The 23,321-nt window shown below is 72.5% G+C and carries 20 protein-coding genes; 11 read left to right on the top strand and 9 right to left on the bottom strand.

Annotated features, from left to right (window positions below; translation table 11 throughout):
• Positions 1–8 precede the first annotated feature (8 nt).
• The gene (locus LNW73_RS18545; RefSeq protein ID WP_138353501.1) at positions 9–449 is read right to left on the bottom strand and encodes a MarR family winged helix-turn-helix transcriptional regulator; all 441 of its coding nucleotides are present in this window, start codon (positions 447–449) and stop codon (positions 9–11) included.
• A gap of 101 nt (positions 450–550) precedes the next feature.
• Between LNW73_RS18545 and LNW73_RS18540 the strand changes: the two genes are divergently transcribed.
• Positions 551–739, top strand: a complete 189-nt coding sequence (locus tag LNW73_RS18540) for a ribbon-helix-helix protein, CopG family (RefSeq protein ID WP_250990669.1) — start codon at positions 551–553, stop codon at positions 737–739.
• A 94-nt stretch (positions 740–833) separates the two neighbouring features.
• Here LNW73_RS18540 and LNW73_RS18535 read toward each other — a convergent pair whose 3' ends face one another.
• The gene (locus LNW73_RS18535; RefSeq protein ID WP_250990668.1) at positions 834–2,288 is read right to left on the bottom strand and encodes an NCS2 family permease; all 1,455 of its coding nucleotides are present in this window, start codon (positions 2,286–2,288) and stop codon (positions 834–836) included.
• Between the two features lie 163 nt (positions 2,289–2,451).
• On the opposite strand from LNW73_RS18535, the gene LNW73_RS18530 reads away from it, so the two are divergent.
• Together LNW73_RS18530 and LNW73_RS18525 are read left to right on the top strand one after the other, a co-directional pair.
• Positions 2,452–2,736 carry a DUF2530 domain-containing protein gene (locus tag LNW73_RS18530; RefSeq protein ID WP_250990667.1) on the top strand — a complete coding sequence of 95 codons (285 nt, stop codon included), beginning with the start codon at positions 2,452–2,454 and terminating at the stop codon, positions 2,734–2,736.
• 86 nt (positions 2,737–2,822) lie between these two features.
• A complete protein-coding gene (locus LNW73_RS18525; protein ID WP_250990666.1) occupies positions 2,823–5,216 on the top strand; it encodes an HAD-IC family P-type ATPase in 2,394 nt (797 codons plus the stop codon).
• Positions 5,217–5,273: 57 nt separating this feature from the next.
• On the opposite strand, the gene LNW73_RS18520 is transcribed toward LNW73_RS18525, so the two are convergent.
• Together LNW73_RS18520 and LNW73_RS18515 are read right to left on the bottom strand one after the other, a co-directional pair.
• On the bottom strand, positions 5,274–6,113 hold the full coding sequence (locus tag LNW73_RS18520; protein ID WP_250990665.1) for an NAD(P)H-binding protein: 840 nt from the start codon (positions 6,111–6,113) through the stop codon (positions 5,274–5,276).
• 83 nt (positions 6,114–6,196) lie between these two features.
• The gene (locus LNW73_RS18515) at positions 6,197–7,627 is read right to left on the bottom strand and encodes an MFS transporter (protein WP_250990664.1); all 1,431 of its coding nucleotides are present in this window, start codon (positions 7,625–7,627) and stop codon (positions 6,197–6,199) included.
• Positions 7,628–7,747: 120 nt separating this feature from the next.
• Between LNW73_RS18515 and LNW73_RS18510 the strand changes: the two genes are divergently transcribed.
• Positions 7,748–8,212, top strand: coding sequence for a MarR family winged helix-turn-helix transcriptional regulator (locus LNW73_RS18510; RefSeq protein ID WP_250976417.1), 465 nt, complete (start codon positions 7,748–7,750; stop codon positions 8,210–8,212).
• Between the two features lie 4 nt (positions 8,213–8,216).
• Here the strand turns inward: LNW73_RS18510 and LNW73_RS18505 are convergent, their stop codons facing one another.
• A complete protein-coding gene (locus tag LNW73_RS18505) occupies positions 8,217–11,393 on the bottom strand; it encodes a sacsin N-terminal ATP-binding-like domain-containing protein (RefSeq protein ID WP_250990663.1) in 3,177 nt (1,058 codons plus the stop codon).
• 724 nt (positions 11,394–12,117) lie between these two features.
• Positions 12,118–13,011 carry a DUF3027 domain-containing protein gene (locus tag LNW73_RS18500; RefSeq protein ID WP_250976419.1) on the bottom strand — a complete coding sequence of 298 codons (894 nt, stop codon included), beginning with the start codon at positions 13,009–13,011 and terminating at the stop codon, positions 12,118–12,120.
• 227 nt (positions 13,012–13,238) lie between these two features.
• Between LNW73_RS18500 and LNW73_RS18495 the strand changes: the two genes are divergently transcribed.
• The 4 genes from LNW73_RS18495 to LNW73_RS18480 all read left to right on the top strand — a co-directional run bounded on the left by LNW73_RS18495 (position 13,239) and on the right by LNW73_RS18480 (position 16,777).
• The gene (locus tag LNW73_RS18495; protein ID WP_250976420.1) at positions 13,239–14,669 is read left to right on the top strand and encodes an MFS transporter; all 1,431 of its coding nucleotides are present in this window, start codon (positions 13,239–13,241) and stop codon (positions 14,667–14,669) included.
• A 102-nt stretch (positions 14,670–14,771) separates the two neighbouring features.
• On the top strand, positions 14,772–15,263 hold the full coding sequence (locus LNW73_RS18490; protein WP_250976421.1) for a hypothetical protein: 492 nt from the start codon (positions 14,772–14,774) through the stop codon (positions 15,261–15,263).
• A 13-nt stretch (positions 15,264–15,276) separates the two neighbouring features.
• Positions 15,277–15,939: a futalosine hydrolase gene (locus tag LNW73_RS18485; RefSeq protein ID WP_250990662.1), complete on the top strand. Its 663-nt coding sequence runs from the start codon at positions 15,277–15,279 to the stop codon at positions 15,937–15,939.
• Between the two features lies 1 nt (position 15,940).
• Positions 15,941–16,777 (top strand): 1,4-dihydroxy-6-naphthoate synthase, encoded by an 837-nt coding sequence (locus LNW73_RS18480; RefSeq protein ID WP_250976422.1) that lies wholly within the window; start codon positions 15,941–15,943, stop codon positions 16,775–16,777.
• 29 nt (positions 16,778–16,806) lie between these two features.
• On the opposite strand, the gene LNW73_RS36020 is transcribed toward LNW73_RS18480, so the two are convergent.
• Positions 16,807–17,190 carry a cold-shock protein gene (locus LNW73_RS36020; RefSeq protein WP_138358916.1) on the bottom strand — a complete coding sequence of 128 codons (384 nt, stop codon included), beginning with the start codon at positions 17,188–17,190 and terminating at the stop codon, positions 16,807–16,809.
• A 167-nt stretch (positions 17,191–17,357) separates the two neighbouring features.
• Between LNW73_RS36020 and LNW73_RS18470 the strand changes: the two genes are divergently transcribed.
• A complete protein-coding gene (locus tag LNW73_RS18470) occupies positions 17,358–17,654 on the top strand; it encodes a hypothetical protein (protein ID WP_250990661.1) in 297 nt (98 codons plus the stop codon).
• Here the strand turns inward: LNW73_RS18470 and LNW73_RS18465 are convergent.
• Positions 17,633–18,274 carry an HAD family hydrolase gene (locus LNW73_RS18465; protein ID WP_250990660.1) on the bottom strand — a complete coding sequence of 214 codons (642 nt, stop codon included), beginning with the start codon at positions 18,272–18,274 and terminating at the stop codon, positions 17,633–17,635. The two genes, LNW73_RS18470 and LNW73_RS18465, sit on opposite strands and share 22 nt — an antisense overlap.
• 187 nt (positions 18,275–18,461) lie before the next feature.
• Here LNW73_RS18465 and LNW73_RS18460 point away from each other — a divergent pair, with 187 nt between their 5' ends.
• On the top strand, positions 18,462–19,364 hold the full coding sequence (locus LNW73_RS18460; RefSeq protein WP_308407685.1) for a hypothetical protein: 903 nt from the start codon (positions 18,462–18,464) through the stop codon (positions 19,362–19,364).
• A gap of 537 nt (positions 19,365–19,901) precedes the next feature.
• Positions 19,902–22,430: a helicase-associated domain-containing protein gene (locus tag LNW73_RS18455; protein WP_250990659.1), complete on the top strand. Its 2,529-nt coding sequence runs from the start codon at positions 19,902–19,904 to the stop codon at positions 22,428–22,430.
• A 53-nt stretch (positions 22,431–22,483) separates the two neighbouring features.
• On the opposite strand, the gene LNW73_RS18450 is transcribed toward LNW73_RS18455, so the two are convergent.
• On the bottom strand, positions 22,484–23,230 hold the full coding sequence (locus LNW73_RS18450) for a VanZ family protein (protein ID WP_250990658.1): 747 nt from the start codon (positions 23,228–23,230) through the stop codon (positions 22,484–22,486).
• Positions 23,231–23,321 lie beyond the last annotated feature (91 nt).

The raw sequence follows: 23,321 nt of genomic DNA, 5'->3' as shown, positions 1-23,321 counted from the left end.
GGGTGTCGCTACAGCTGTGCGAGCTTCTCCAGGACCGGTGCGGCGGCGCGCAGCACGGCGCGCTCGTCGTCGCTCAGCCCCTCCGTGAGCTGCGCCAGCCACACGTTGCGCTTGCGGCGGCTCTCCTCGAGCATTGCCTCGGCCTGCTCCGTCTGGCTGACGACCACCTGGCGGCGGTCGTCGGGGTGCGGGTCCCGGCGGACGAGGTCCTTGGCCTCCAGCATCGCGACGATGCGCGTCATGGAGGGCGGTTGGACGTGCTCCTTGCGGGCCAGCTCCCCGGGTGTGGCGGAGCCGCAGCGGGCGAGGGTACCCAGCACGGACATCTCGGTCGGGCTGAGCGACTCGTCCACCCGCTGGTGGCGCAGTCGCCGCGACAGTCGCATCACCGCGGAGCGCAGAGAGTTCACTGCGGCGCGGTCGTCCTCGGACAGTTCGGTCACATTCATTAGGGTAGCTCATTACCTAGGCTAAGTAAACCTCACCCATATGAGTGAGTTAGCGCCCGAAAACGACACCTGGAACCACCCTCGCCGGGGACCTTTGGCATATGGCATCGAGAGTGCTCAGCCTGCGTATAGACGCCGACCTGCTGGATCGGCTCCGTGACCACGCCGCCAAATGCGGAACGAGCGTCCAGGACTACGTGGTCCGGACGCTCGTTCGCGACGACTTCGACGAGCGGTTCAAGACCGCCGTCAACGAGACGGAGCGGTTCTACGCCGCTCCGCCGGGGTGACACCCCGGCACAACCCCGGCACAACCCCGGGACGACCCCGGGAAGGTCGGGCCGGGCCCGAGGCCGGGCCCCAGGCCGGGACCCGGGGCGGGCCTCAGGTCAGGCCGAGGGCCGGCATCAGGTAGTAGAAGCCGAAGACCGCCGCGACCACGTACATGGCCACCGGCACCTCACGGCCGCGCCCCGCGGCCAGCCGCAGCAGGCAGAAGGTGACGAAGCCGACGCCGATGCCGTTGGTGATGGAGTACGTGAACGGCATCATCACCATCGTCAGGAAGGCCGGGACGGCGATCGTGAAGTCGTCCCAGTCGATGTCCCGGACGCTGTTCGCCAGGATCAGGAAACCGACCGCGATCAGCGCGGGCGTGGCGGCCTGGGCCGGGACCATCGTGGCGAGCGGGGTGAAGAACAGCGCCAGCACGAACATCAGCCCGGTGACGATGCTGGCGAGGCCGGTCCTGGCACCCTCGCCGACACCGGCCGTCGACTCCACGAAGCAGGTGTTGGCGGAGCTGGAGGTGGCGCCGCCGAGGGCGGTGGCGATGCCGTCGACCATCAGCACCTTGTTCATGCCGGGCAGGTCGCCCTTCTCGTCCAGCAGGTGCGCCTCGTCGCTGACGCCGAGGATCGTGCCCATCGCGTCGAAGAAGCAGGACAGCAGCACGGTGAAGACGAACAGCACCCCGGTCAGTATCCCGACCTTGCCGAAGCCGCCGAAGAGGCTGACGTTGCCGATGAGTCCGAAGTCCGGGCTGGCCACCGGGTTGCCGGGCCACTGGGGGACGGTCAGCCCCCAGGCCATGCCGGGGATGTCCGCGACCGCGTCGATGATCAGGGCCAGCACCGTCATCGCGACGATGCTGATCAGGATCGCGCCCGGCACCCTGCGGATGATCAGGGCCAGCGTGAGCAGCACACCCAGGATGAAGACCAGCACCGGCCAGCCGTTGAGGTGGCCGTCCGAGCCCAGCTGCAGCGGGACGGTGGTGTGGGCGGCGTCCGGGATGCGGGTGACGAAGCCCGAGTCGACCAGGCCGATCAGCATGATGAACAGGCCGATGCCGATCGCGATGCCCTTGCGCAGCCCCAGCGGCACCGCGCTCATCACACGCTCGCGCAGCCCGGTGGCGACCAGCAGCATGATCGCGAAACCGGCCAGCACGACCATGCCCATCGCGTCCGGCCAGCTCATCCTGGGTGCGAGCTGCAGGGCGACGACGGTGTTCACACCGAGGCCGGCCGCGAGCGCGATCGGCACATTGCCGATGACACCCATCAGGAGGGTGGTGAGCGCGGCGGTCAGCACGGTGGCGGTGACCAGCTGGCCGCCGTCCAGGTGGTGGCCGTACTTGTCCACGCCGGAGCTGAGGATGATCGGGTTCAGCACGATGATGTAGGCCATCGCGAAGAAGGTGGCGAGCCCGCCCCGGACCTCGCGGGAGACCGACGATCCCCGCTCGGAGATCCGGAAGAAGCGGTCGAGGCCGTTCTTGGGCGGTACGGGTGACGGGTTCTTGGCGTCGACCGAAGCGGTGGCCGAGGGGGACATGTGGGTCCTCTATTTGTGCGTTCGTACGACTGAAACCAGTCACCGGGGGGACGGTTTCAGTATGAACAAACGAATGATCGAGCGCTATCTCCGCGCGTAGACCCTTGCGGCGACCGGCCGCACCCCATAATTGGCACCTGTCGGCACCACGTACCCTGACCGCATGAGCAAGTGGAAAGCCACGCACGAGACACCCGAGCCGCTGGAAGCGAACGACATCGCGACCGTCCTGGTCGGCACGGTCGTCTGGTTCGTGCTCTTCATCGGGCAGCTCCCCTTCTACGGCTGGTACGCCGACCGCGGCCACGCCTGGTGGATCTGGACCTGCCTCGCCGGCACCCTGCTCGGCCTCTTCGGCCTCTGGTACGTCCGGGGGCGCAACGCGGCCCTGCAGCGCGAAGCCGCGCAGCGGGAAGCCCCGCAGGACGGCCGGAACGTCACCCCGTAGAACATCACCCCATACCCGTCCGAACGGTCACCCGGAACGCTCCGTCCGGCGGGTGAACCGGACGATCCGCACGTAGCGTCGGTGCCATGACGGATCGCACGGACACCCAGGTCGTTGCCCGCAACGCCGGACTGACCAGTAGTGAGGTCGCCGAGCGGGTGGCCCGGGGCGAGGTGAACGACGTTCCGGTGCGGTCGTCGCGCTCCACCACCGAGATCGTCAAGGCCAACGTCTTCACCCGGTTCAACGCCATCATCGGTGTGCTCTTCCTCGTCATCCTCGTCGTCGGCCCGATCCAGGACGGCCTCTTCGGCTTCGTCATCGTCGCCAACACGGCGATCGGCATCATCCAGGAGATGCGCGCCAAGAAGACCCTCGACAGCCTGGCCGTCATCGGCGAGGCCAAGCCCGCCGTGCGCCGCGACGGCACGGCCGTCGAGATCCACACCTCCGCGATCGTGCTGGGCGACCTCATCGAGCTGGGCCCGGGCGACAAGGCCGTCGTCGACGGCGAGGTCGTCGAGGCCGAAGGGCTGGAGATCGACGAATCGCTGCTCACCGGTGAGGCCGACCCGGTGCTGAAGAAGCCCGGCGACCCCGTCATGTCCGGCAGCTTCGTCGTCGCGGGCGGCGGCGCGTTCACCGCCACCAAGGTCGGCCGCGGGGCCTACGCCGCGCAGCTCGCCGAGGAGGCGTCCCGCTTCACCCTCGTCAACTCCGAACTGCGCAACGGCATCAGCCAGATCCTCAAGTACGTGACGTGGATGATGGTGCCGACCGCGATCGGCCTGATCATCAGCCAGCTCGTGCTCCAGGACCACGACTGGCGCGAGGCGGTGCGCCGTACGGTCGCCGGCATCGTCCCCATGGTCCCCGAGGGTCTGGTGCTGCTCACCTCCGTCGCCTTCGCGATCGGCGTCATCCGGCTCGGCCGCAAGCAGTGCCTGGTGCAGGAACTCCCCGCCATCGAGGGCCTGGCGCGGGTCGACGTCGTCTGCCTCGACAAGACCGGCACCCTCACCGAGGGCGGGATGGACGTCACCGGACTGCGGCTGCTCGACGGCGCCACGGAGCCGTACATCCAGCAGGTGCTCGGCGCCCTCGGCGGCTCCGATCCGCGGCCCAACGCCAGCCTCCAGGCGATCGTCGCCGCGTACCCCGCGACGGTGACGGACGGGGCCGGCGCCGACGGCTGGCGCTGCAACGAAGCCCTGCCTTTTTCCTCCGCGCGCAAGTACAGCGGCGCCGCCTTCAACGAGCCCGACGGCGACAGCAGCAGCTGGCTGCTCGGCGCACCCGACGTCCTGCTGCCCACCGGCCACACCGCCCTCGCCGATATCGACGAACTCAACAACCAGGGCCTGCGGGTGCTGCTGCTCGCGCGCACCGAGCGCCGGCTCGACGATCCGGGCGTCGCCTCGGACGTCGTCCCGCAGGCGCTGGTCATCCTGGAACAGCGGCTGCGCCCCGACGCCGCCGACACCCTGCGGTACTTCGAGGAGCAGGGCGTGCACGCCAAGGTCATCTCCGGTGACAACGCGATCTCGGTCGGCGCGGTCGCCGGCAAGCTCGGGCTGCCCGGCGCGGAGCACCCGGTCGACGCCCGTCAACTGCCCACCGACCGGGACGCGATGGCGGACGTGCTGGAGAACGGCGCGGTCTTCGGCCGGGTCACCCCGCAGCAGAAGCGCGACATGGTCGCCGCGCTCCAGTCCCGGGGCCACAACGTCGCGATGACCGGCGACGGCGTCAATGACGTACTCGCCCTGAAGGACGCCGACATCGGCGTCTCCATGGGCTCGGGATCCGAGGCGACCCGGGCCGTCGCGCAGATCGTGCTGCTCAACAACAGCTTCGCCACGCTGCCGTCGGTGGTCGCGGAGGGCCGCCGCGTCATCGGGAACATCACGCGGGTGGCGACGCTGTTCCTCACCAAGACCGTCTATTCGGTGCTGCTGGCGCTGCTGGTGGTCTTCTGGCAGGTGCCGTATCCGTTCCTGCCCCGCCATCTGACGCTGCTGTCCACGCTGACCATCGGTGTCCCGGCGTTCTTCCTCGCGCTCGCCCCCAACAAGGAGCGGGCCAAGCCGCACTTCGTCCGGCGGGTGATGCGTTACTCGGCGCCCGCGGGCGTCATCTGCGGGGTGGCGACGTTCGGCGAGTACCTGCTGGCCCGCCACCACTACACCGGTGACGGGGCGCTGGACGCCGAGACCAGCAACGCGACCCTCACCCTGTTCCTGATCTCCATGTGGGTGCTGGCCATCGTCGCCCGCCCCTACACGCTGTGGCGGGTCTGCCTGGTGCTGGCGATGGGCGCGGGCTTCCTGATCGTGCTGGTCACGCCCTGGCTGCAGACGATCTTCGCGCTCAAGCTGGTGGGTACGGAGGGTCCGTGGGTGGCGGTGGGGGTCGCTGTCGCGGCCGGGCTCGTTCTGGAACTGGTCTGGCGAACGCTCCGCGTCCGCGACAGCGACTGACGACCCACCGGGATACCGGGGACACCGGGGATATCGGGGACACCCTGGATACGGCGGTTACTTCACGAACTCGGCGGCGTTCTCCGCGGCCCACACCGCGAAGCTGCGCGCCGGGTGACCGGTGAGCTCCTCGACGGCGGTGGTGAGGTCGACGGGCTTGCCGTCGGTGGAGCGCCAGTACGCGAGCAGCCCGTCGGCGTAGGCGGCGGGCACGTACTCCGCCATCTCCGCCTTCCAGGCCTCGGGGGTGACGGCGTCGAACGTGAAGGGCCGGCCGGTGGCGCGGGCGAGCTGGTCGATCTGCTCGCCGAAGGTGACGGACGCGGCGCCGGTCAGGGTGTACGCCCCGCCGCGCAGCGCCGGGTCCTTCAGGACGGCGACCGCGGCTTCGGCGATGTCCGACTCGTGGACGGCGTCGTTGTGCGCGCCGGGGTACGGCAGGCTGACGGCGCCGGTGGTCCTGAGCGGCCAGGACCAGTAGAGCGTGTTGGTCGCGAAGGCGCCGGGCCGCAGGAACGTGTACGGCAGGGCGGAGGACGCGAGGGCCTCCTCGACCTCCAGGTGCTGCCGGGCGATGGCGTCGTTCCTCGCGTCGGGACCGAGCACGGAGGACGAGGAGAGCAGCACCACGTGCTGCACCCCGGCGTCGTTCGCGATCTTGATGAACTCCTCGATGTGCGAGGAGTTGGCGTACAGGAAGAGGGAGTCGACGCCGGCCAGGGCGTCGGGGAACGTATGTGGTTCCGCGAGGCTCAGCTTCACGTCGGGTACGCCGTCCGGCAGGACGAGCTCGTCGGGATCACTGGACGCGGCCCGGACCTTGAAGCCCTGTTCGTGCAGCAGGCCGATGAGCGTGGTGCCGATGCGGCCGCGGCTTCCGGTGACGAGGATGGTCATGTCGTGGTCCTTCCGGGTCCGGGCGCCCGGTGCGGGCGCCCCTTGGGGGATGTCGGTTGGTGCGTTGCTGCGGTGATGTGGCGTCAGTGGTGGTCGTCGGGCTGGGCGTTGCGCGGCATGAGCCACACGAGGCCGGTGCTGAGGAGCGCGACGCAGGCGACGACGATCAGGCTGTAGGTCATGGCGTGGGCCTCGTCGTCGGAGGCGAGGGTCTTGAAGTAGACCGTGGTGACGACGGCGGCGCCGATGGCGTTGGCGAGCTGCTGGACGGCGCTGAGGGAGCCGCTGGCGCTGCCGGCTTCCTTGGGGTCGATGTCACCGATGGTGACGTCGTAGATGGTGCCGAAGCAGGTGCCCATGCCGAGACCGATGATCAGGATCGGGGTGAGCAGCGACCAGGTGCCGAGGTCGGTGCCGTAGGCGTGGACGAGGGCGAGCAGCCAGCCGGTGCCGATCAGGGTGATCAGCAGGCCGATGAGGACGAGGTTGCGTCCGAGCTTGCCGACGAGCTGGTAGCAGGCGATGGAGGCGACGACGATGCCGGCGGCGACGGGGGCGAGGCCGAGCGCGGCGCGCATCGGGGAGTAGCCCAGACCGTTCTGCAGGAAGAGCGAGAGGACGAACAGCAGGCCGGCGTTGGCGGCGAAGAACACGATGCCGAGGATGAGGCCGGAGGTGAAGCCGCGGTTCTTGAGCAGCGACGGCTGGATGAGCGGGCTGGCGGCGGTGCGCTGGCGGTGGCAGAACAGGCCGAAGAAGACGAGGCCGGCGGCGAGCGAGGCGAACGGGACGAGGGTCCAGCCGTTGGAGGAGCCCTCGATCAGGCCGTAGAGCAGCCCGAGCATGGTGCCGGCGAGCAGGCCGGAGCCGATGCCGTCGACGGCGGTGGTGGAGTCGCCGGTGTCCTTCGGGAGGAGCTTGACGGCGGCGACGATCGCGAAGCCGCCGAGGAGGATGTTGATGAGGAACATGGAGCGCCAGCCGGCGCCGAACAGGTCGGCGTCGATGAGGAAGCCGGCGAGGATCGGGCCGCCGACGGCGGAGATGCCGAGGGTCGGGCCGAAGGCGCTGAACGCCTTGCCGATCTGGTCGCGCGGGAAGACGGCACCGAGGATGCCGAAGCCCTGCGGGATCAGCAGGGCGCCGAAGGCACCCTGGACGAGGCGGGCGACGATGATCGAGGCGGGGCTGAAGGACAGTCCGCAGGCCATGGAGGCGACGGTGAAGCCGGTGAGGCCGACGAGGAAGACGCGGCGGCGGCCGAACTTGTCGCCGAGGCGTCCGCCGACGACGAGGAGCACACCGAGCGCGAGGGCGTAGGCGGCGCCGAGCCACTGGATGAGGGCGGCGCCCCCGTTCAGGTCCTTGCTGATGGTGGGTGCGGCGATGTTGGTGATCGTCGCGTCCAGGAGGTCCAGGACGTCGGCGATGAGGATGACGGCGAGGATGGCCCACCGCCGGTTGGGGGAGACGGCCTCGGCGGCCGTGGCAGGGGAAAGCGTGAGTGTGGACATGAGAGCTGGTCTTTCGGAGAGAAGGGCGCGGCCTGAGCCGCGTAGGATGCAACCGCGGCGATCAGATTGCGCCGCGCAGATGTTGCGTCACACACATAAATTTGGAGCAAGAAGGACCCGATGTCAAGCCGAAAAGAATTGCTCGCCCGGATCGCCGACGAGAGCCAGCGCCACTACGCCGCCTGGACGGTCTTCAACCAGGCCATGGCCGACCACCTCGGCCTGCACCCCACCGACCTTCAGTGCCTGGGTCTGCTCGGCATGGAGCCGGAGCCGCTGAGCACCGGGCGGATCGCCCAACTGACCGGCCTGACGGCCGGCTCCGCGACCCGGCTCGTCGATCGCCTGGAGAAGGCCGGCCTGGTCGTCAGGACCGCCGACCCCGGCGACCGCAGGCGCGCGCTCGTCGCCCTCGCGCCCGAGGCGCTCACCAGGGTCGGGGAAGCCTGGGACGAGCCCGGCGAGGCCTTCACCGAGATCCTCGACGGGTACAGCGACCGCGAGCTCGACGTCATCGCCGACTTCCTGGGCCGCGCCACCGAAGTGGGGCGGACCCAGGCGGCCAGACTCAGCTCAGGCCACTAGAGATCTAATCGAACCAGCGGGCGCGGGCCAGTTCCTCCGTGCGGGACGAGTCCTCCAGCAGCGCCGCGAGCTCGAAGCGGCGCTGCCACTGCCCCGCGGCCCACGCCAGCCCGGCCGCGACACCCTCGACGGTCGCGGCGTGCAGGACGCCGCCGACGTAGCGCCAGTCCAGCTCCGTGCCGCCCGCCACCACGAGCTCCTCGTGCTCGACGTACGACCGGGGAGCCGTCGGCAGCAGCTCGTGCACGGCCGCCGGAACGTCGTGGGTCTCCCCCTCGGAGACCACCGGCGCGTCGTACGCCTCGCTCAGCCGGCGGACCTGGAACAGCTCCGCCAGATCCCCCGCCCGGTACGGCGGCACCGGCAGCAGCGGCTGCCCGGCGGCCAGCGGCAGCAGGTCAGGGGCGTCCGCGACCAGCGAGTCAGCCGCGTCCACGACCCGCACCTCACCGTCGACGACGGCCCGCAGCTCGTCCGGGAGCGTCACCTGCTCCGGGTCGAGCGCGGCCAGCGCCGCGTACAGCCGCAGCAGCTGGGCGGAGGTCACCGGCCGGTCCGGGTCGGCCAGCCGCGCCAGCAGCTCGGCCCCGCCGCCCGGCTCGTCGAGCAGCGCCGACACCGTCGTCCGGACGCCCAGCGCGCGCAGCACCTGCTCGTCCACGTCGACATCGGCCTCGTCGTACAGCCCCGCCAGCAGCGGATCGCCCCCGGCGGCCCGCAGACCGACCGGGCGGCGGCCGTCCAGCACCGGGTGGTCGCGCAGCCACCACGCCGAGTACGCACGCACCGACTCGGTCGTACCGTCCGGCAGCAGCACCCGCACGGGCGCGGTGATCGCGTCGCGCAGCGGCGGCCTGGACAGCATGGCCAGCGCCTGCGGCCACGCGTCGTCGTCCACCAGATCCAGATCCCGGACCGCGACGATCTCCGTGGCGACCGGCGGGACATCCGTCTCCGGCAGCCGGTCCAGCACGTCCTCGCACCACACGTCGACGGCGTCCAGCAGACCGACGTCGTCCGGCTCGGCCCAGTCGCTCTCGCGCGGCTCCAGCTCGTCCGGATCCAGCACCACGTCAGCCGCCCGCACCAGCGCGAACGTCGCCAGCACCCCCACGGCCGTCAGCGGCTGCTCGCCCCAGCGGTCCGCCAGCTCCTGGTCCACGGGGGCCAGTTCGCCCTCCCGCAGCACCTGCTCCAGCGCGCTGCCCGGCAGCACCAGCTCGCCCGCCGGGGCCAGCTCACCCTCGTCGTCGGGCAGCGCCAGCGCCCCGAGCCACGGCTCATCACCCGGCGCGAGACCCGCCGCCTTCACCAGCCCGAGCACGACCTCCGCCAGCTCATCGGCGTCCAGGCCGTCCTCGTCCCAGATCTCCCCCGAATCCAGCGAACCGGCGACGGCCGCCCGCACCTGCGGGGTCGTCAGCACGGCGTTCGGCGTCGCGGACAGCGCGCCCAGCTTCTCCAGCAGCGGATGCACCGCCTCGGGGTCGGCCACCTTCAGCCCCAGCCGGGCCAGCGGCGCGAGGTCCACCTCGCCGTCGGGCAGCGGCAGCAGCACCTGGCGCGGACCGACGACCGTCCGGCCGTCCGCCAGCGGCACCGGCAGGCCCGTCAGCCGGTCCGGATCCGTGCCGGCCAGCGCGTCGTACAGCCGGCGCCACCAGACCGCCGGGCGCTCGGCGCCCGCCAGCCGGTCGATCGCGTCGGCCAGCGACAACCGCGCCACACCCAGCGCGCGCAGCTCCGGGCGGCGCTCGAGACTCGCCGGCAGCAGCGTCGGGAACACCTCGGCGAGCACACTGACGGCCTCCGCCTGCGCACCCTCCACGACCTCGGCGTCCACCGGCCGCAGCGCCTCGCCCTCGACCACCGGACCGCCGACCCCGCCGTCCCACCGGCCCTCCGCCACCTCGGGCGCGTCGCCGCTCTTCGGCACCGCCACCGCCCGCGGCAGGAACGCCGTACGGGGCAGGCCGGCCAGCACCTGCCGGCGCAGCTCCGCGTCCAGCTCCCCCTTGCCGAGCGGCCCCGGCACCAGGTCCACGATGCCGACACCGACCGGCTGCCAGTCGCGCAGCAGCCCCACATACGTCTCGGCCGCCCGCGCGACCAGGAAGTCCGTCAGCGGACCCGGCGCGGCGTGCCGCCGGCTCGGATCCATCGGGAACGACGCGATCAGCAGCGCCGGCAGCCCCAGCGGCTCGTCCGTCGGCGTCGGGGCGTGCACCACGCCCGCCGTACGCGGCCGGCCCGGCGAACCGTCCCCGTCCACCGGCACCGCCCAGGTCACCGACCACACCGGCCGCAACCGCTCCTCCACCGGCCGGTCCGCAAGCAGCCCGGCCGCCAGCGGACCCGCCGCCGACGCCACCCGCCACCGGGTCGCGGCACCCGCCGCGCTGTCCTCCACGAGGACCGTTCCATCATCCTGACGCTGCGTCAAAGTCCTTACGCCGTCCGGCGTGTCGACCACGACCTCGGACAGTCCGGGCAGCGTCAGCAGCAGCGCGTCGTCGATCCCGGCCAGCAGCCGCTCCGCCAGATCCTCCGCGGCACCGTCCCGCAGCGGCAGCACCACGACCGTGTCGTACCCGTCCGGCGCCGAACCCTCCGCCGGGAACGGCAGCCGCAGCAGCGGCACATGCCCGTCCCGGCGCCGCAGCTCGTCCGCGAGCCCCGGCGTCTCCGCCGCCAGCGCCCTGGCCTCCGCCAGCGACCACCGCACACCCCCGGAGCGCCCGACCACCGCCGGCTCGTCACTCACCGCCAGCACCGACGCGAACCCCACGCCGAACCGGCCGACGGTGGCCTCCGCGTCCTCCCGCTTCGCCGACGCCCGCAGCGTCGACAACGACTCCACACCCGCGGCGTCCAGCGGCGCCCCGGTGTTCGCCGCCGCCAGCACGGCGGGGCTGTCGCCCTCCGCCGCGTGCAGCGTCAGCCGCAGGCAGCCCCGCACCCCGGCCCGCACCGCGGCGTCCGCCGCGTTCTGCGCCAGCTCGACGACGAGCCGGTCCCGGTAGCCGCCGAGCGCCAGGTCCTCCTCGGCGTTGGCGTCCTCCCTGAACCGCGCCGCCGACGCCGCCCACGCGTCCAGCACACCGCGGCGCAGCCGCCCCGTCCCGAAACCATCCGCCGCCGCTGCCCCACCGGATTCCCGTACCGCCGCTGCGCCGCTCACGTCGGTGTCTCCCTCGCCTCGCGTAATCCCCTGCCTGGGGAAGGTATCGCTACATGCGCCTCCGGCGGGCCGGGCGGGTACGTCAGCGCCAGCCGATGGGGGGTACGGGGCATCAGCGCCTGCCGGCAGGTAGTGCGGGTACGCGGGCGCCCGCAGCACCGTTGCGCCTGCGGCGGGCTCTCCCCCACCCACCCGCCCTTTGGCCTGCCGGCCGGGTCCAGACGGGCGGCGGGGGGGTGCGAGTACACGGACACCCGCAGCGCCATCACGCCTGCGGCGGGCTGTTCCCCACCCCCCCGCCCTTTGGCCTGCCGGCCGGGTCCAGACGGGCAGCGAGTGCCCGCGGCCCCCTGCGCCTGCGGCAGCGTGGGGTGCGGGTACGCGGGCCCCGCGACGCCGTCACGCCTGCAGCGGGCTTTCCCCACCCGCCCGCCCTTTGCCGGCACGGATGCACGTGCGTCGGCACCCGGCTCGACCCCGGCCGGTCGATCCCCGCCGACCCGTGCTCCCGCCGGCCGGCTGTGACGCCAGGTGACCGGGGCCGCAGGGGGAGGGGTCCGAAATGCTGCCGAGCTATTTGTGGGCCCCCAGGGCCCGTAAATAGTCGATTTCGGACCCCTCCCCCGGAGGACCCGGGCGCCGGAACCACCAACCGGCCCAGAGGACCAGGGCGCCGGAACCACCAACCGGCCCAGAGGACCCGGGCGCCGGAGCCCTCAACGGCCTACGAGTGACCCAGCTCCTCCGCCGGCGTCGACTCCTCCACCGACCCCTGCCGATCCGGATGCAGCACCAGCGGATCCACCTCGTTGATCTCATCAAGAGTCATCGGCGCCGGCACCGGCGGCTTCGGCATCACCGCCGCCTCCGAGTGACCCCCGCACCCGTACCCCAGCGACACGACACGCCCGTCCGCCGGCGAGAACTCGTTCGCGCAGATGCCGAACGCCTGCCGCAGCGAGCCCGCGATCGGGACGAAGAAGCCGCAGCTGAGGCAGTTGGCCGGGGCCGCCTGGGCCATCGGCGTCTTGGGGCCGAACTCTTCCTCCCAGCGGTCGGCCGCACCGTGCAGGCCGTACCGCGAGAGGACACGCCGCCGGCCCATCCCGATTTCCCCGGCGATCGCGCCGATGCTGCCGATCGCGGGAAGCGCGGCCGCAGGGCCGGACAGCTCGGCGTCCTCGGCCTCGACGACGTCGGCGAGCTCCTCCGAGACGACGGAGTTCGGCAGCGGCGCGTCCTCGCCGCTCCAGCCGGGTTCGAGCCGGAGATCGTCGGACTCGGTCGGCAGCAGGTCGCCGGGCCCCATGTCACCCGGGCGGAGCCGCTCGCTCCACGGCACCCACTCGGGGGCCAGGATCGAGTCGTCGCCGGGCAGCAGCACGGTCTCGTCGATCGTGATGTTCTTGGCGCGCGAGGCCCGGGTGAGCGTGGTGGCCCAGCGCCACCCGCGGTACGCGGGTTCCTTGCAGGCGAAATAGTGAGTGACGACGCGGTCGCCCTCGGCGACGACGCCAAGATGCTCGCCGACCGATTGCGGCCCGGCGGCCTCCTCGGTCACAGCCAGCGCGACATCGACCGCCTCGGCGCACAGGCGGTCTGGGGTACGGCTTCGCATCGCAGCACTCACAAGAATCGATTCTCTCCGTTACGCCGTCTCACGTGTGCGCCGCCGGAGGCGGGCGGGGGCCAAAACGGAGCGGACCTGCGGACCGCGTCGACGCTTCTTTCCCTACCCGAACGACCTCGGGCGCACCTGTTGGCACCCATTCTGCGCGATCGCACGCTACCCGTGCGCACCGCGTGCGCAAAGGAGGGGGTGACAGGCAGCTCATTTGGGGCAGGATGGCCTTCGTGGCAAGCGCAGTGAAGTCCGGCCCGGGGCCCCTTCGCAGGGCGGGACGCGCCCTGGTGAACGCGGCGCAACGGTCCGGTGGGGCCGTGCGCCGCCGCATTCGGCGGTCCACGCACGCCCACGGGGCGGGCGAGTCCGGACTCGCGAAACTGATCGAACTGCACGCGGTGAATTCTGCGGGCGACATGTTGATCACGATCGCTCTCGCCAGCACTGTGTTCTTTTCGGTACCGACCGGCGAGGCGCGCGGCCGGGTGGCGCTCTATCTTCTGGTCACGATGGCGCCATTCGCGTTGCTCGCGCCGGTGATCGGCCCGCTGCTGGACCGGATGACGCACGGCCGCCGGGCCGCCATGGCGATGGCGATGCTGGCGCGGGCGGTGCTCGCCTGGACGATGGCGTCGGTGGTGACGACGGCGGGCCTCGGCCTGTATCCGGCGGCGCTGGGCGTGCTCGTGGCGTCGAAGGCGTACGGCGTGGTGCGCAGCGCCGTCGTGCCGAGACTTCTGCCAGGACAGACCACGCTGGTGAAGGCGAATTCGCGGGTCACGCTGGCCGGACTGCTGGCGACGGCGATCGCGGCGCCGATCGGTGCCGGCCTGCACATGATCGGGCCGCAGTGGCCGCTGTACGGGGCGTTCGTGGTGTTCGCGGGCGGGGCGCTGCTGTCGATGTCGCTGCCGCACAAGGTGGACTCCGCGAAGGGCGAGGCGAAGGCGCGGTTCGCCGAACTGCGGGCCGCCGACGCGGGCGGTGCGGGCGACGGCATCGACACGCCCGGCGCCGGACTGCCGGGCGACGGGCTGCGCGGGCCGGGACGCAAGCCGGGGCTGCTGGGCGTCGGATCGTCCGTGCTGCACGCGCTGCAGGCCAATTCCGGGCTGCGCGCGCTGTCCGGCTTCCTGACGATGTTCCTGGCGTTCCTGCTGCGCGAGCACCCGTTCAGCGGTCTGACCCCGGCGTTCTCGCTGGGCATGGTGGCGGTCGCGGCGGGTGCGGGCAACGCGCTGGGGACCGCGCTCGGGGCGTGGCTGAAGTCCCGCGGCCCGGAGGTCATCATCGCGATGGCGCTGATCGGCGCGCTCGCGGCGACGACGGTCGCGGCGCTGATGTACGGCACGGTGACGGTCGCGGCGGTCGCGGCGGTGGCCGGTATCGCCCAGGCGCTGAGCAAGCTGTCGCTGGACGCGCTCATCCAGCGCGACGTCCCGGAAGAGGTCAGGACGTCGGCGTTCGCCCGTTCGGAGACCGCCCTGCAGCTGTCGTGGGTGGTCGGCGGCGGGCTCGGGATACTGCTGCCGCTGATCGGTCCGCTGGGGATGGCGGTGGCGGCCGGCCTGGTGCTGGTGGGCTTCGTCCTGTCGGTCCGCGGCCTGATGGGCGCGGCCCGGCGCGGAACGGCCCGCCCGCGCGTGGCGTGACGCACCGACCGCCGGACGTCCCCGCCCCGTGACCTCCCGCGGCGTGACGCCACGCCGTACCCCCGCGCGGCGGGAAGCCGACCGCCCGGTAGCCTCACCTCCATGAGCATTCGCCGCGCTGCCGCCGCCCTCGGTGCCGTGTCCCTCGGGCTGGTCCTCCTCACCGCTTGTGAGAAGCCGACCCCGCTGGCAACCGTGACCGTGGGCACCAAGACCGTGACCACCGAGGCCACTGCCAAGTGCTACGCCAAGGGCAAGAAACTGCCGAGCGCGATCTTCATCGCGTGCCTGAGCGCCGCCCCCAAGCACACGATCAAGGTCAAGCCGGGTGAGAAGATCCGGGTCGGCGTCGACCCGTCGATCGGTGAGAAGGGCTGGCTGATCGCCTCGGGCGTGAACCAGAAGACGGACGTCCTGAAGGACGAGACGTACTGGACGCTCACCGAGTCCGCCGGGATCTTCACGGTCAGCGACCCGCAGACCGGCAGCTCGATGCCGCTGAAGAACGCCACGCTGAACATCGTCGGCAGCTCCGACGCCACCGCAGACAACGTCTTCGGTGTCTGGCAGTTCAAGCTGGAGAAGGCCGCATAGCGGGTCCGCGGAGATGCGTCTGCTGGTGGTGACCGCGGTGGCGGCGGAACGGGATGCCGTGACCGCGGGACTGCGCGCGGCCGCGCACCCCGCGGTGCACTGCGACGTGATCGCCGCCGGGGTCGGCCCGGCCGCCGCGGCGGCCGGCACGGCCACGGCGCTGGCCCGGGCGGAGTCCCCGTACGACCTGGTGGTCTCCGCCGGGATCGGCGGCGGCTTCCAGCCCGCCGCCCCCCTGGGGGCGGTGGCCGTCGCGGAGACCATCGTGGCGGCGGACCTGGGCGCGCAGACGTCCGACGGTTTCCTGCCCGTCGCGGAACTGGGCTTCGGAGTGAGCGAGCACCGCCCGCCCGCCGTGCTGAGCGCGGCCGTGGCACGGGCGCTGGGCGCGGTCCACGGACCGGTCCTGACGGTGTCCACGGTGACCGGAAGCGCCGAGCGGGCCGCCGAGTTGGCGGACCGCCATCCCGGTGCCGTCGTCGAGGCGATGGAGGGGTTCGGCGTCGCGGAGGCCGCGGCGGCGCACCGCGTACCCGTGCTGGAGATCCGTACGGTGTCGAACCCGGTGGGCCCGCGGGACCGCGCCGCCTGGCGGATCGGGGCGGCGCTCGCCGCGCTGACCGGGGCTTTCGGGAAACTCCCGGCGGCGCTCGACGGTGAGGACCTGGGGACCTGACATGAAGATCGCGTATTCGCCCTGCCCGAACGACACCTTCGTGTTCCACGCGTGGGCGCACGGCCTGGTGCCGGGCGCGCCCGCCCTGGACGTGACGTTCGCGGACATCGACATCACCAACACCCTGGCCGAACAGGGCGCGGAGTGCGCGTACGACGTGCTGAAGGTGTCGTACGCCGTGCTGCCGTGGGTGCTGGACGAGTTCGCGCTGCTGCCGTGCGGCGGCGCCCTGGGCCGCGGCTGCGGCCCGCTGGTGCTGACCCGCGAGCCCATGAGCCTGGCCGGGAAGACCGTCGCGGTGCCGAGCGAGCGCTCGACGGCGTATCTGCTGTTCCGGCTGTGGGCGGCGGCCGAAGTGCCGGAGGGTATCGGCAAGGTCGTCGTCATGCCGTTCCACGAGATCATGCCCGCGGTGCGGGACGGCCGGGTCGACGCGGGCCTGGTCATCCACGAGGCGCGCTTCACCTACCAGCAGTACGGGCTGCACAAGCTCGCCGACATGGGCGAGCACTGGGAGGACACCACCGGCCTGCCGATCCCGCTCGGCGCGATCATCGCCAAGCGGTCGCTGGGGGCCGAGAAGCTGAACGCCCTGGCGGACGCGATCCGGACGTCGGTGCGGATGGCGTGGGACGATCCGGCGCCCTCGCGCGACTACGTGCTGGCGCACTCGCAGGAGATGGATCCGGCGGTCGCCGACCAGCACATCGGGCTCTATGTGAACGAGTTCACGGCCGACCTCGGTGAGGACGGCTACGCGGCCGTCCGCGGGCTGCTCACCCGCGCGGCTGCCGAGGGACTGGTACCGCCCCTCGGCCCCGACGCGCTGACGTTCTGAAGCTGCGGAACCCCCGCTGCGACCGATCCCTAGACGTCCAACTGGTCCGCCACCGCGCGCAGCACGCCCGCGATCTTGTGGCCGTGGGTCTTCTCCGGGTAGCGGCCGCGCTGCAGCGAGCGCGCCACCTCCTCCAGGAGCGTGGTGAGGTCCTGGACGATGGGCAGCAGTTCGTCCGGCTTGCGGCGCTGGGCGGCCGCGACGGACGGTGCGGGTTCGAGGAGGGTGACGGAGAGCGCCTGTTCGCCGCGCTGGCCGTTCACGACTCCGAACTCCACACGCTGGCCGGGCTTGAGCGCGGCCACCCCGTCGGGCAGCACCGACGAGTGCACGAAGACGTCGCCGCCGTCATCGCGGGAGAGGAAGCCGAAGCCCTTCTCGCTGTTGAACCACTTGACCTTGCCGGTAGGCACGTCCGACCTCGTCCTCATCGCTCGTAAAGCCCCCGAAAGGGCCCTGGATAGCAGTGCGGCAGGCCCGTCCTGACCGGACCTGCTCGTGCTACCAGCCTATTGGCCCGATGGCCCGTGACAAGACGCCGTGGTCCCCCATCTCTCTGGACCCGATCTACCCTGGTCGGGTGACCAACACACCTCACTCCCGGGGGACGACCCCCGCAACGTCCGAAACCCGCGGGGCGGGCGACGTCCTGGTGCGCGTCGGCGCGATCGTCTTCTTCGTGGGCGCCGTGAGCACGCTGGCCACCATGGTTCCGCTGTTCCTCGGCTCCGACCCGCTGCCGACGCCCGCGTACTTCGTGTCGATGCTGATGGGCGCCGGTCTGGCGCTGGCGCTCGGCGGGCTGCTGCGCTCCGCTCTCGCGCAGAAGCGCCGGGTTCAGGAAGCCCGCGAGGGTCAGGCGGCCGCGGGCGCGTAGCCGGCGAACCAGGCGGGGAATTCGGTCAGGCTGTCCAGCACCACATCCGCGCCTGCGGCCCGCAGCTCCGCCGCGTCGCACGGCCCGGTGGTCACGGCGACGGAGAGCGCGCCCGCGACACGGGCGCCGCGCACATCGCCCGTGTGGTCGCCCACGTAGATCGAGGCGCCGTATTCGAGCAGCGCCTCCGCCTTGGCCTCGGCCCACAGCCAGCCGCGCACCTCGGCCTCGATGCCCAGGTGGTCCAGGTGCAGCTTGGCGTTGGGCTCGTACTTGGCCGTGACGACGACCGCGCGGCCGCCGGCCGCGCGCACGGCGTCGACGGAGGCACGGGCTCCGGGCAGCGCGGGCGTCGGCGCGATGGCGTAGTCCGGGTACAACGCGCGGAAGCGGTCGGCGGTCTCCGCGATGGCGTCGGCCGGGAACCAGTGGGCGAGCTCCTGGTCGAGCGGCGGCCCGAGCCGGGTGACGACCAGCTCCGAGTCGATGAAGACTCCGGTCTCCGCGGACAACCGGTCGAACGCGGCCTTGATGCCGGGCCGGGAGTCGATGAGGGTCATGTCGAGATCGAAGCCGACCGTGATCGTGGGAGCACCGGGAACATGCGCAACGGAAGTCATACCGCCATTCTCACCCGGCACCCCCCGCACACTGAGCGAACCCCCGCCTATCGATGTACCGCACAACGACCTGCTCGGAGAACCGGCGCGTGGCGCGAGCGGCCCGCGCGAACCGTCGTACCCGCGCCCCCGCCGGAGGCGATCGTCTCCCGCCGACGGGAGGCGTCGCGGTACCTTCGACCGAGCGGTGGAGCAAGCGGTCGGGGCGGTGGGGCGGATGGGTGTCGAGAGCGACCAGCTCGTGTTCGACTACTTGAGCCGGGTCGGTGACCTGGCACAGACGACGCTGCCCGCTGCCCAACGGATGCGGCTCGTGGCGCAGTTGCGCCGTGACATCGACCGGGAACGGGTCAGCACCTCGGGTCCCGGCGCCGCGGACACTCCGGCGGCGGTGCGGCGGATCCTGGGGCGGCTGGGTTCACCGGACGAGGTGGTGGAGGCCGCGGCCGGCCGGCCGCAGGGACCGTCGGAGCGGCCTGCGTCCTTCCGGAAGGTCCCCCAGCAGCGGGACGACGCGCCGGGCGAGCCCGACTGGTGGAGCGTCGGAGCACCGGCCGGCCGGCCGGGGGACGAGCTGACGGGACTGCCCGGCATGACGGGCGGGGCGCACTTCGACTTCGACCTCGACGAGGAGGACGAAGAGGAGGAGGAAGCCGAGGCGCTCGAAGAGGAAGTGCTGGAGGAGGAGACCGAGGAGGCCGCGCCACGCCGGCGGTTGCTGCGGCGCCGCCGGATCCGGGAGGTACGGGAACCGCTGGGCCGAGCCAACCCGATGCTGCTGCTCGCCGGCGCCCTGCTGGTGGCGGGCGCGGTGCTCGGCTCGTGGATCCCGCTGGGTCTGGGCTGGCTCGTCGCGTACTTCTCACGCCGCCTGTCGCGCAATCAGGCGAAGTTCGCGGTGTTCGGCATCCCCGGCATGGCGGCGGCCGGCCTGCTCGTCTGGCTGTGGGGCCGGACCGCGGGCAAGTGGGGCGAGCCCGTGCCCCAGGGCACGATGGGCCAGGCGCTCCAGGACGGGCTTCCGGTGGTGGTCAGGGTGGCGGCCGTCGGTTCGGCGCTCTACGTTTTCTGGCGCAGCCGCCGCATCTGACCTGCGGCCGGCTCCCTCCACGACCCCGCCTGCGGCGAGCGACAGGTACGTCAGCTCCCGCACCCCCTCCCGCCTGCGGCGGGCTTTTGCCCGCCCACCCGCCCTTGTGCCTTCCGGCAGGGGGTACGTCGTGCGACGGCCCGCGCGGGCCGTCGCGTCCGGCGGGGGTGCGGTACGTCGGTGCCCGCACCCCCGTCCCGCCTGCGGCGGGCTTTTCCCCACCCTCCCCCAACCTTCGGCCGGGGGTGCCCCCACCACTGCCGTCGCGAATGCACCTCACAGACACCGGGCCGCGCCAACAGGTGGGCTGTGACGTGAGGGGGACGGGGCCGCAGGGGTGGGGTTTCGAAATGCTGCCGAGCTATTTGTGGGCGGCCACGCCCGTAAATAGTCGATTTCGAAGCCCCGCCCCGGAGGACCCGTCCCCCGCACCCCCAACCACCCGCCCCAGGGGACCGGTAATGTGGGACGGATGACCACTGAGCAGCAGCCCGGCAAGCCCGGCAGCCGACCGTGACCGGCGGCGCACCCCGCACGTTGGCAGAAGATCTGCGGGCCCGCGGCGACGAAGCGCTGGCCACGCTCCTCCGCGCCCGCCCGGACCTGCTCAGTCCGGTTCCGAACGACCTGACGCAGCTCGCGACACGCGCGGCCACCCGCGCCTCCGTCGTCCGCGCCCTGGAGCGGCTCGACCGCTTCACGCTGCAGACCGCCGAAGCCCTCGCCGTCATGCCCGACGGCGGCGCCTACTCCGTACTCCGCGCCCTGATGACGGGCGACGCCGCCGACAAGGCGACCGCCGCGGCCCTCCCGCACGCCGTGGAGAGCCTGCGCGCCCAGGGGCTGGTGTGGGGCGGCGAGGACCGGCTGCGGCTGGTGCGTACCGCCCGAGACCTGCTCGCGCCGTCGGCGTCCGTGCCGTCGCCCACCGGCCTGGGCCCGTCCGTCGCGGAAGCGACGTCCGGCATGTCGCCGGCCCGGCTGCAGGAGATCCTCGCCGACGCGGGGCTGCCCGCGACCCACGACCCGATGAGCGCGGTGGCGGCCCTGGCCGACCTGTTCAGCGACCGCAAGCGGATGAAGAAACTGCTGGCCACGGCGCCGGACGGCGCCACCGGCGCGCTCGGCAAGCTGGCGTGGGGCCCGCCGTACGGCGAGGTCGGCGACGCCATCGCGCCGGTGCGGGCCGCCACCGCGACCACGCCCGTGCAGTGGCTGCTGGCCCGCGGTCTGCTGCTGCCCGCCGGGCAGCACAACGTCGTGCTCCCCCGCGAAGCGGCCCTGCACCTGCGGGCGGGCCGCGCGCACCGCACCGTCGAGCCGGCGCCGCCGGCCGTCACGCCCGTCGAACACTCTCCACAGGCTGTGGACGGCACCGCCGCCGGCCAGGCGTTCAACGCCGTCCGCACCGTCGAGGAACTGCTCAAGGCGTGGGAGACCGGCGGCCCGCCCGTGATGCGGGCCGGCGGCGTCAGCGTCCGCGACCTGAAGCGGGTGGCGACGACGCTGGACGTGTCCGAGACGATGGCCGCGTTCTGGCTGGAACTGGCGTACGCGGCGGGCCTGCTGGCCTCGGACGGCGAGCTGGACGAGGCGTACGCGCCGACGCCCGCGTCGGACGACTGGCTCCGGCTGCCCGCGCAGGAGCGCTGGACGGCGCTCGCCGCGGCCTGGCTGTCCGCCACCCGCACCGCGGGCCTGGTCGGCAGCCGTGACTCCAAGGGGCGCGCGCTGTCCGCGCTCGGCCCCGAACTGGACCGCTCCCTCGCGCCCGAGGTCCGGCGGCGCGTTCTGGAACTGCTCACCGCACTCCCCGAGGGAGCCTCCGCCGCCCCGGCGGAACTGCTCGACCGGCTGCGCTGGGACCGGCCGCTGCGCGGCGGATCGGGGACGGACGCGCTGCGCGCTGAGCTGCTGCGCTGGACCGTCTCCGAGGCCGAGCTCCTCGGTCTGACCGGCCGCGGCGCGCTGGCCGGACACGCCCGCGCGCTGGTCGAGCCGGCCCCGACGGTGCCGCGCCGCCGCACCTCCGCGAACGCGAACGTCAACGCAATCGTGAACGTGAACGCGGCCCTGAACGCAGCCACGAACGCGGCCACCACCCCCGCCGAAACCGCGGCGGCGGCCGCTGCCGCCGCGAGCCGCCTCGCGCCGCTCCTCCCCGAACCCCTCAACCACGTGCTGCTGCAGGCGGACCTCACCGCCGTGGCGCCCGGCCCGCTGGAGGCACCGCTCGCGGAGATGATCGGCGTGCTGGCCGACATCGAGTCCAAGGGCGGGGCGACGGTGTACCGGTTCACGCCGGAGTCCGTGCGACGGGCGCTCGACGCGGGGCGTACGGCCGCCGACCTGCACGCCTTCCTCGCCGAGCACTCACGGACGTCCGTACCGCAGCCGCTCAGCTATCTGATCGACGACGTGGCCCGCCGGCACGGCCGGCTGCGCGTCGGCGCGGCCTCCGCGTACCTGCGGTGCGACGACGACGCGCTGCTCAGCGAGCTGCTCGCGGACCGCAGGGCCTCCGGCCTCGGCCTGCGCCGCCTCGCGCCGACCGTGCTCGCCGCCCAGTCCGCGCCGGAAACACTGCTGGAGCGGCTGCGCGCGATGGGCTTCGCGCCGGCCGCGGAATCCGCCGAAGGCGATGTCGTCATCACCCGCGCCGACGCCGTCCGCACCCCGCGACGGGCCGCGCCCACCCCCGTCACCGACGGACCGCCGGTCCCCGACGGCACACTGCTCGGCGCCGCGGTCAAGGCGATCAGGGCCGGCGACCGGGCCTCCACGGCCGTGCACCGCGAGAGTGTCCCGGCACCCGCGGCCAGCGGCGGGCTGCCGCGTACCGCCGCGGCGGAGACCCTCGCCACGATGCAGGCCGCCGTACTGACCGGCGACTCGCTCTGGATCGGCTACGTGAACGCGGACGGCGCGGCGAGCCAGCGCGTCATCGGCCCGGTGCGTGTCGAGGGCGGCTTCGTCACCGCCTACGACCACACCGCCGACGAGGTCCGCACGTTCGCCCTGCACCGCATCACCGGCGTCTCCGAACTGGCCGACGACCCGGCCTGAGGAAGCAATGCCGTGTCAGACAGGCGATGGCGTGTCGGACCGGCAATGCGGCGTCAGGTCGTCTCCCGCCTGCTCAGGCGGCGCCCGCTACCCTCACCGTCGGACGGCTGCCGCCGCTGCCACCAGTGGTGGCGCCGCGGATGCAGGGCCCGGCCCAGCCGCCGGCCGAGCAGCAGATAGCCGATCAGCGCGCCGGTGGTGTTGAGGATGACGTCGTCGATGTCGAAGGCCCGGCCTTCCACGATCGCCCCCTGCGCCGCCTCGACCAGCACCATCACCACCGCGGTCACCAGCACCACCCGCAGCAGACCACGGGTCTTCGGGAACAGCACCGGCAGCAGGATCCCGAACGGCACGCCGAGTACCAGGTTGCCGCCGATCTGCTTCACCGTGTCGCGGAACGCCGGCTGGTCGATGTACTGGCGGATGGAGTCGCCCGGCCGCAGATTCGTGTGGATGAGCTTGACCGACGCGGGCGACGGCTGCAGCGTCAGCTTCGCCAGCACCACGGCGAAACCGACCATGAAGACGAAGGCCAGCACCATCACCAGCGCGCGCGTCAGGCCGGCGGCGAACGATCGGGGCTCGCGGGGCTCGTCGCGGGGGTCGCGGGCAGGCCGGGACACCGGCTTCGTCCGCGGCTTCGGCACCCGCTTCGCGGCCGGCTTCCGGGTGCTCTTCCCCACGGGCTTCCACGACGTGGGCTTCCATCGGGCCCCGGCCGCCTTCGACCGGGGCTTGGGCGTGCGTTTCGCCTTCAGACGATCGCGGGCCGGCTGGAACAGATCCGTGCGGGTCATGCGTTCCCCCCATCCAGGTCGAGGGGGCGTCTACCCCCTGCCCGCGGTCGTACGCAGCGGCCGCCACTGCCGATGACCGGGATGCGCGACA

Origin of the sequence: Streptomyces sp. RKAG337, assembly GCF_023701715.1 — a bacterium.
Classification (GTDB): domain Bacteria; phylum Actinomycetota; class Actinomycetes; order Streptomycetales; family Streptomycetaceae; genus Actinacidiphila.
This window is presented reverse-complemented; position numbering and strand designations above follow the sequence as displayed.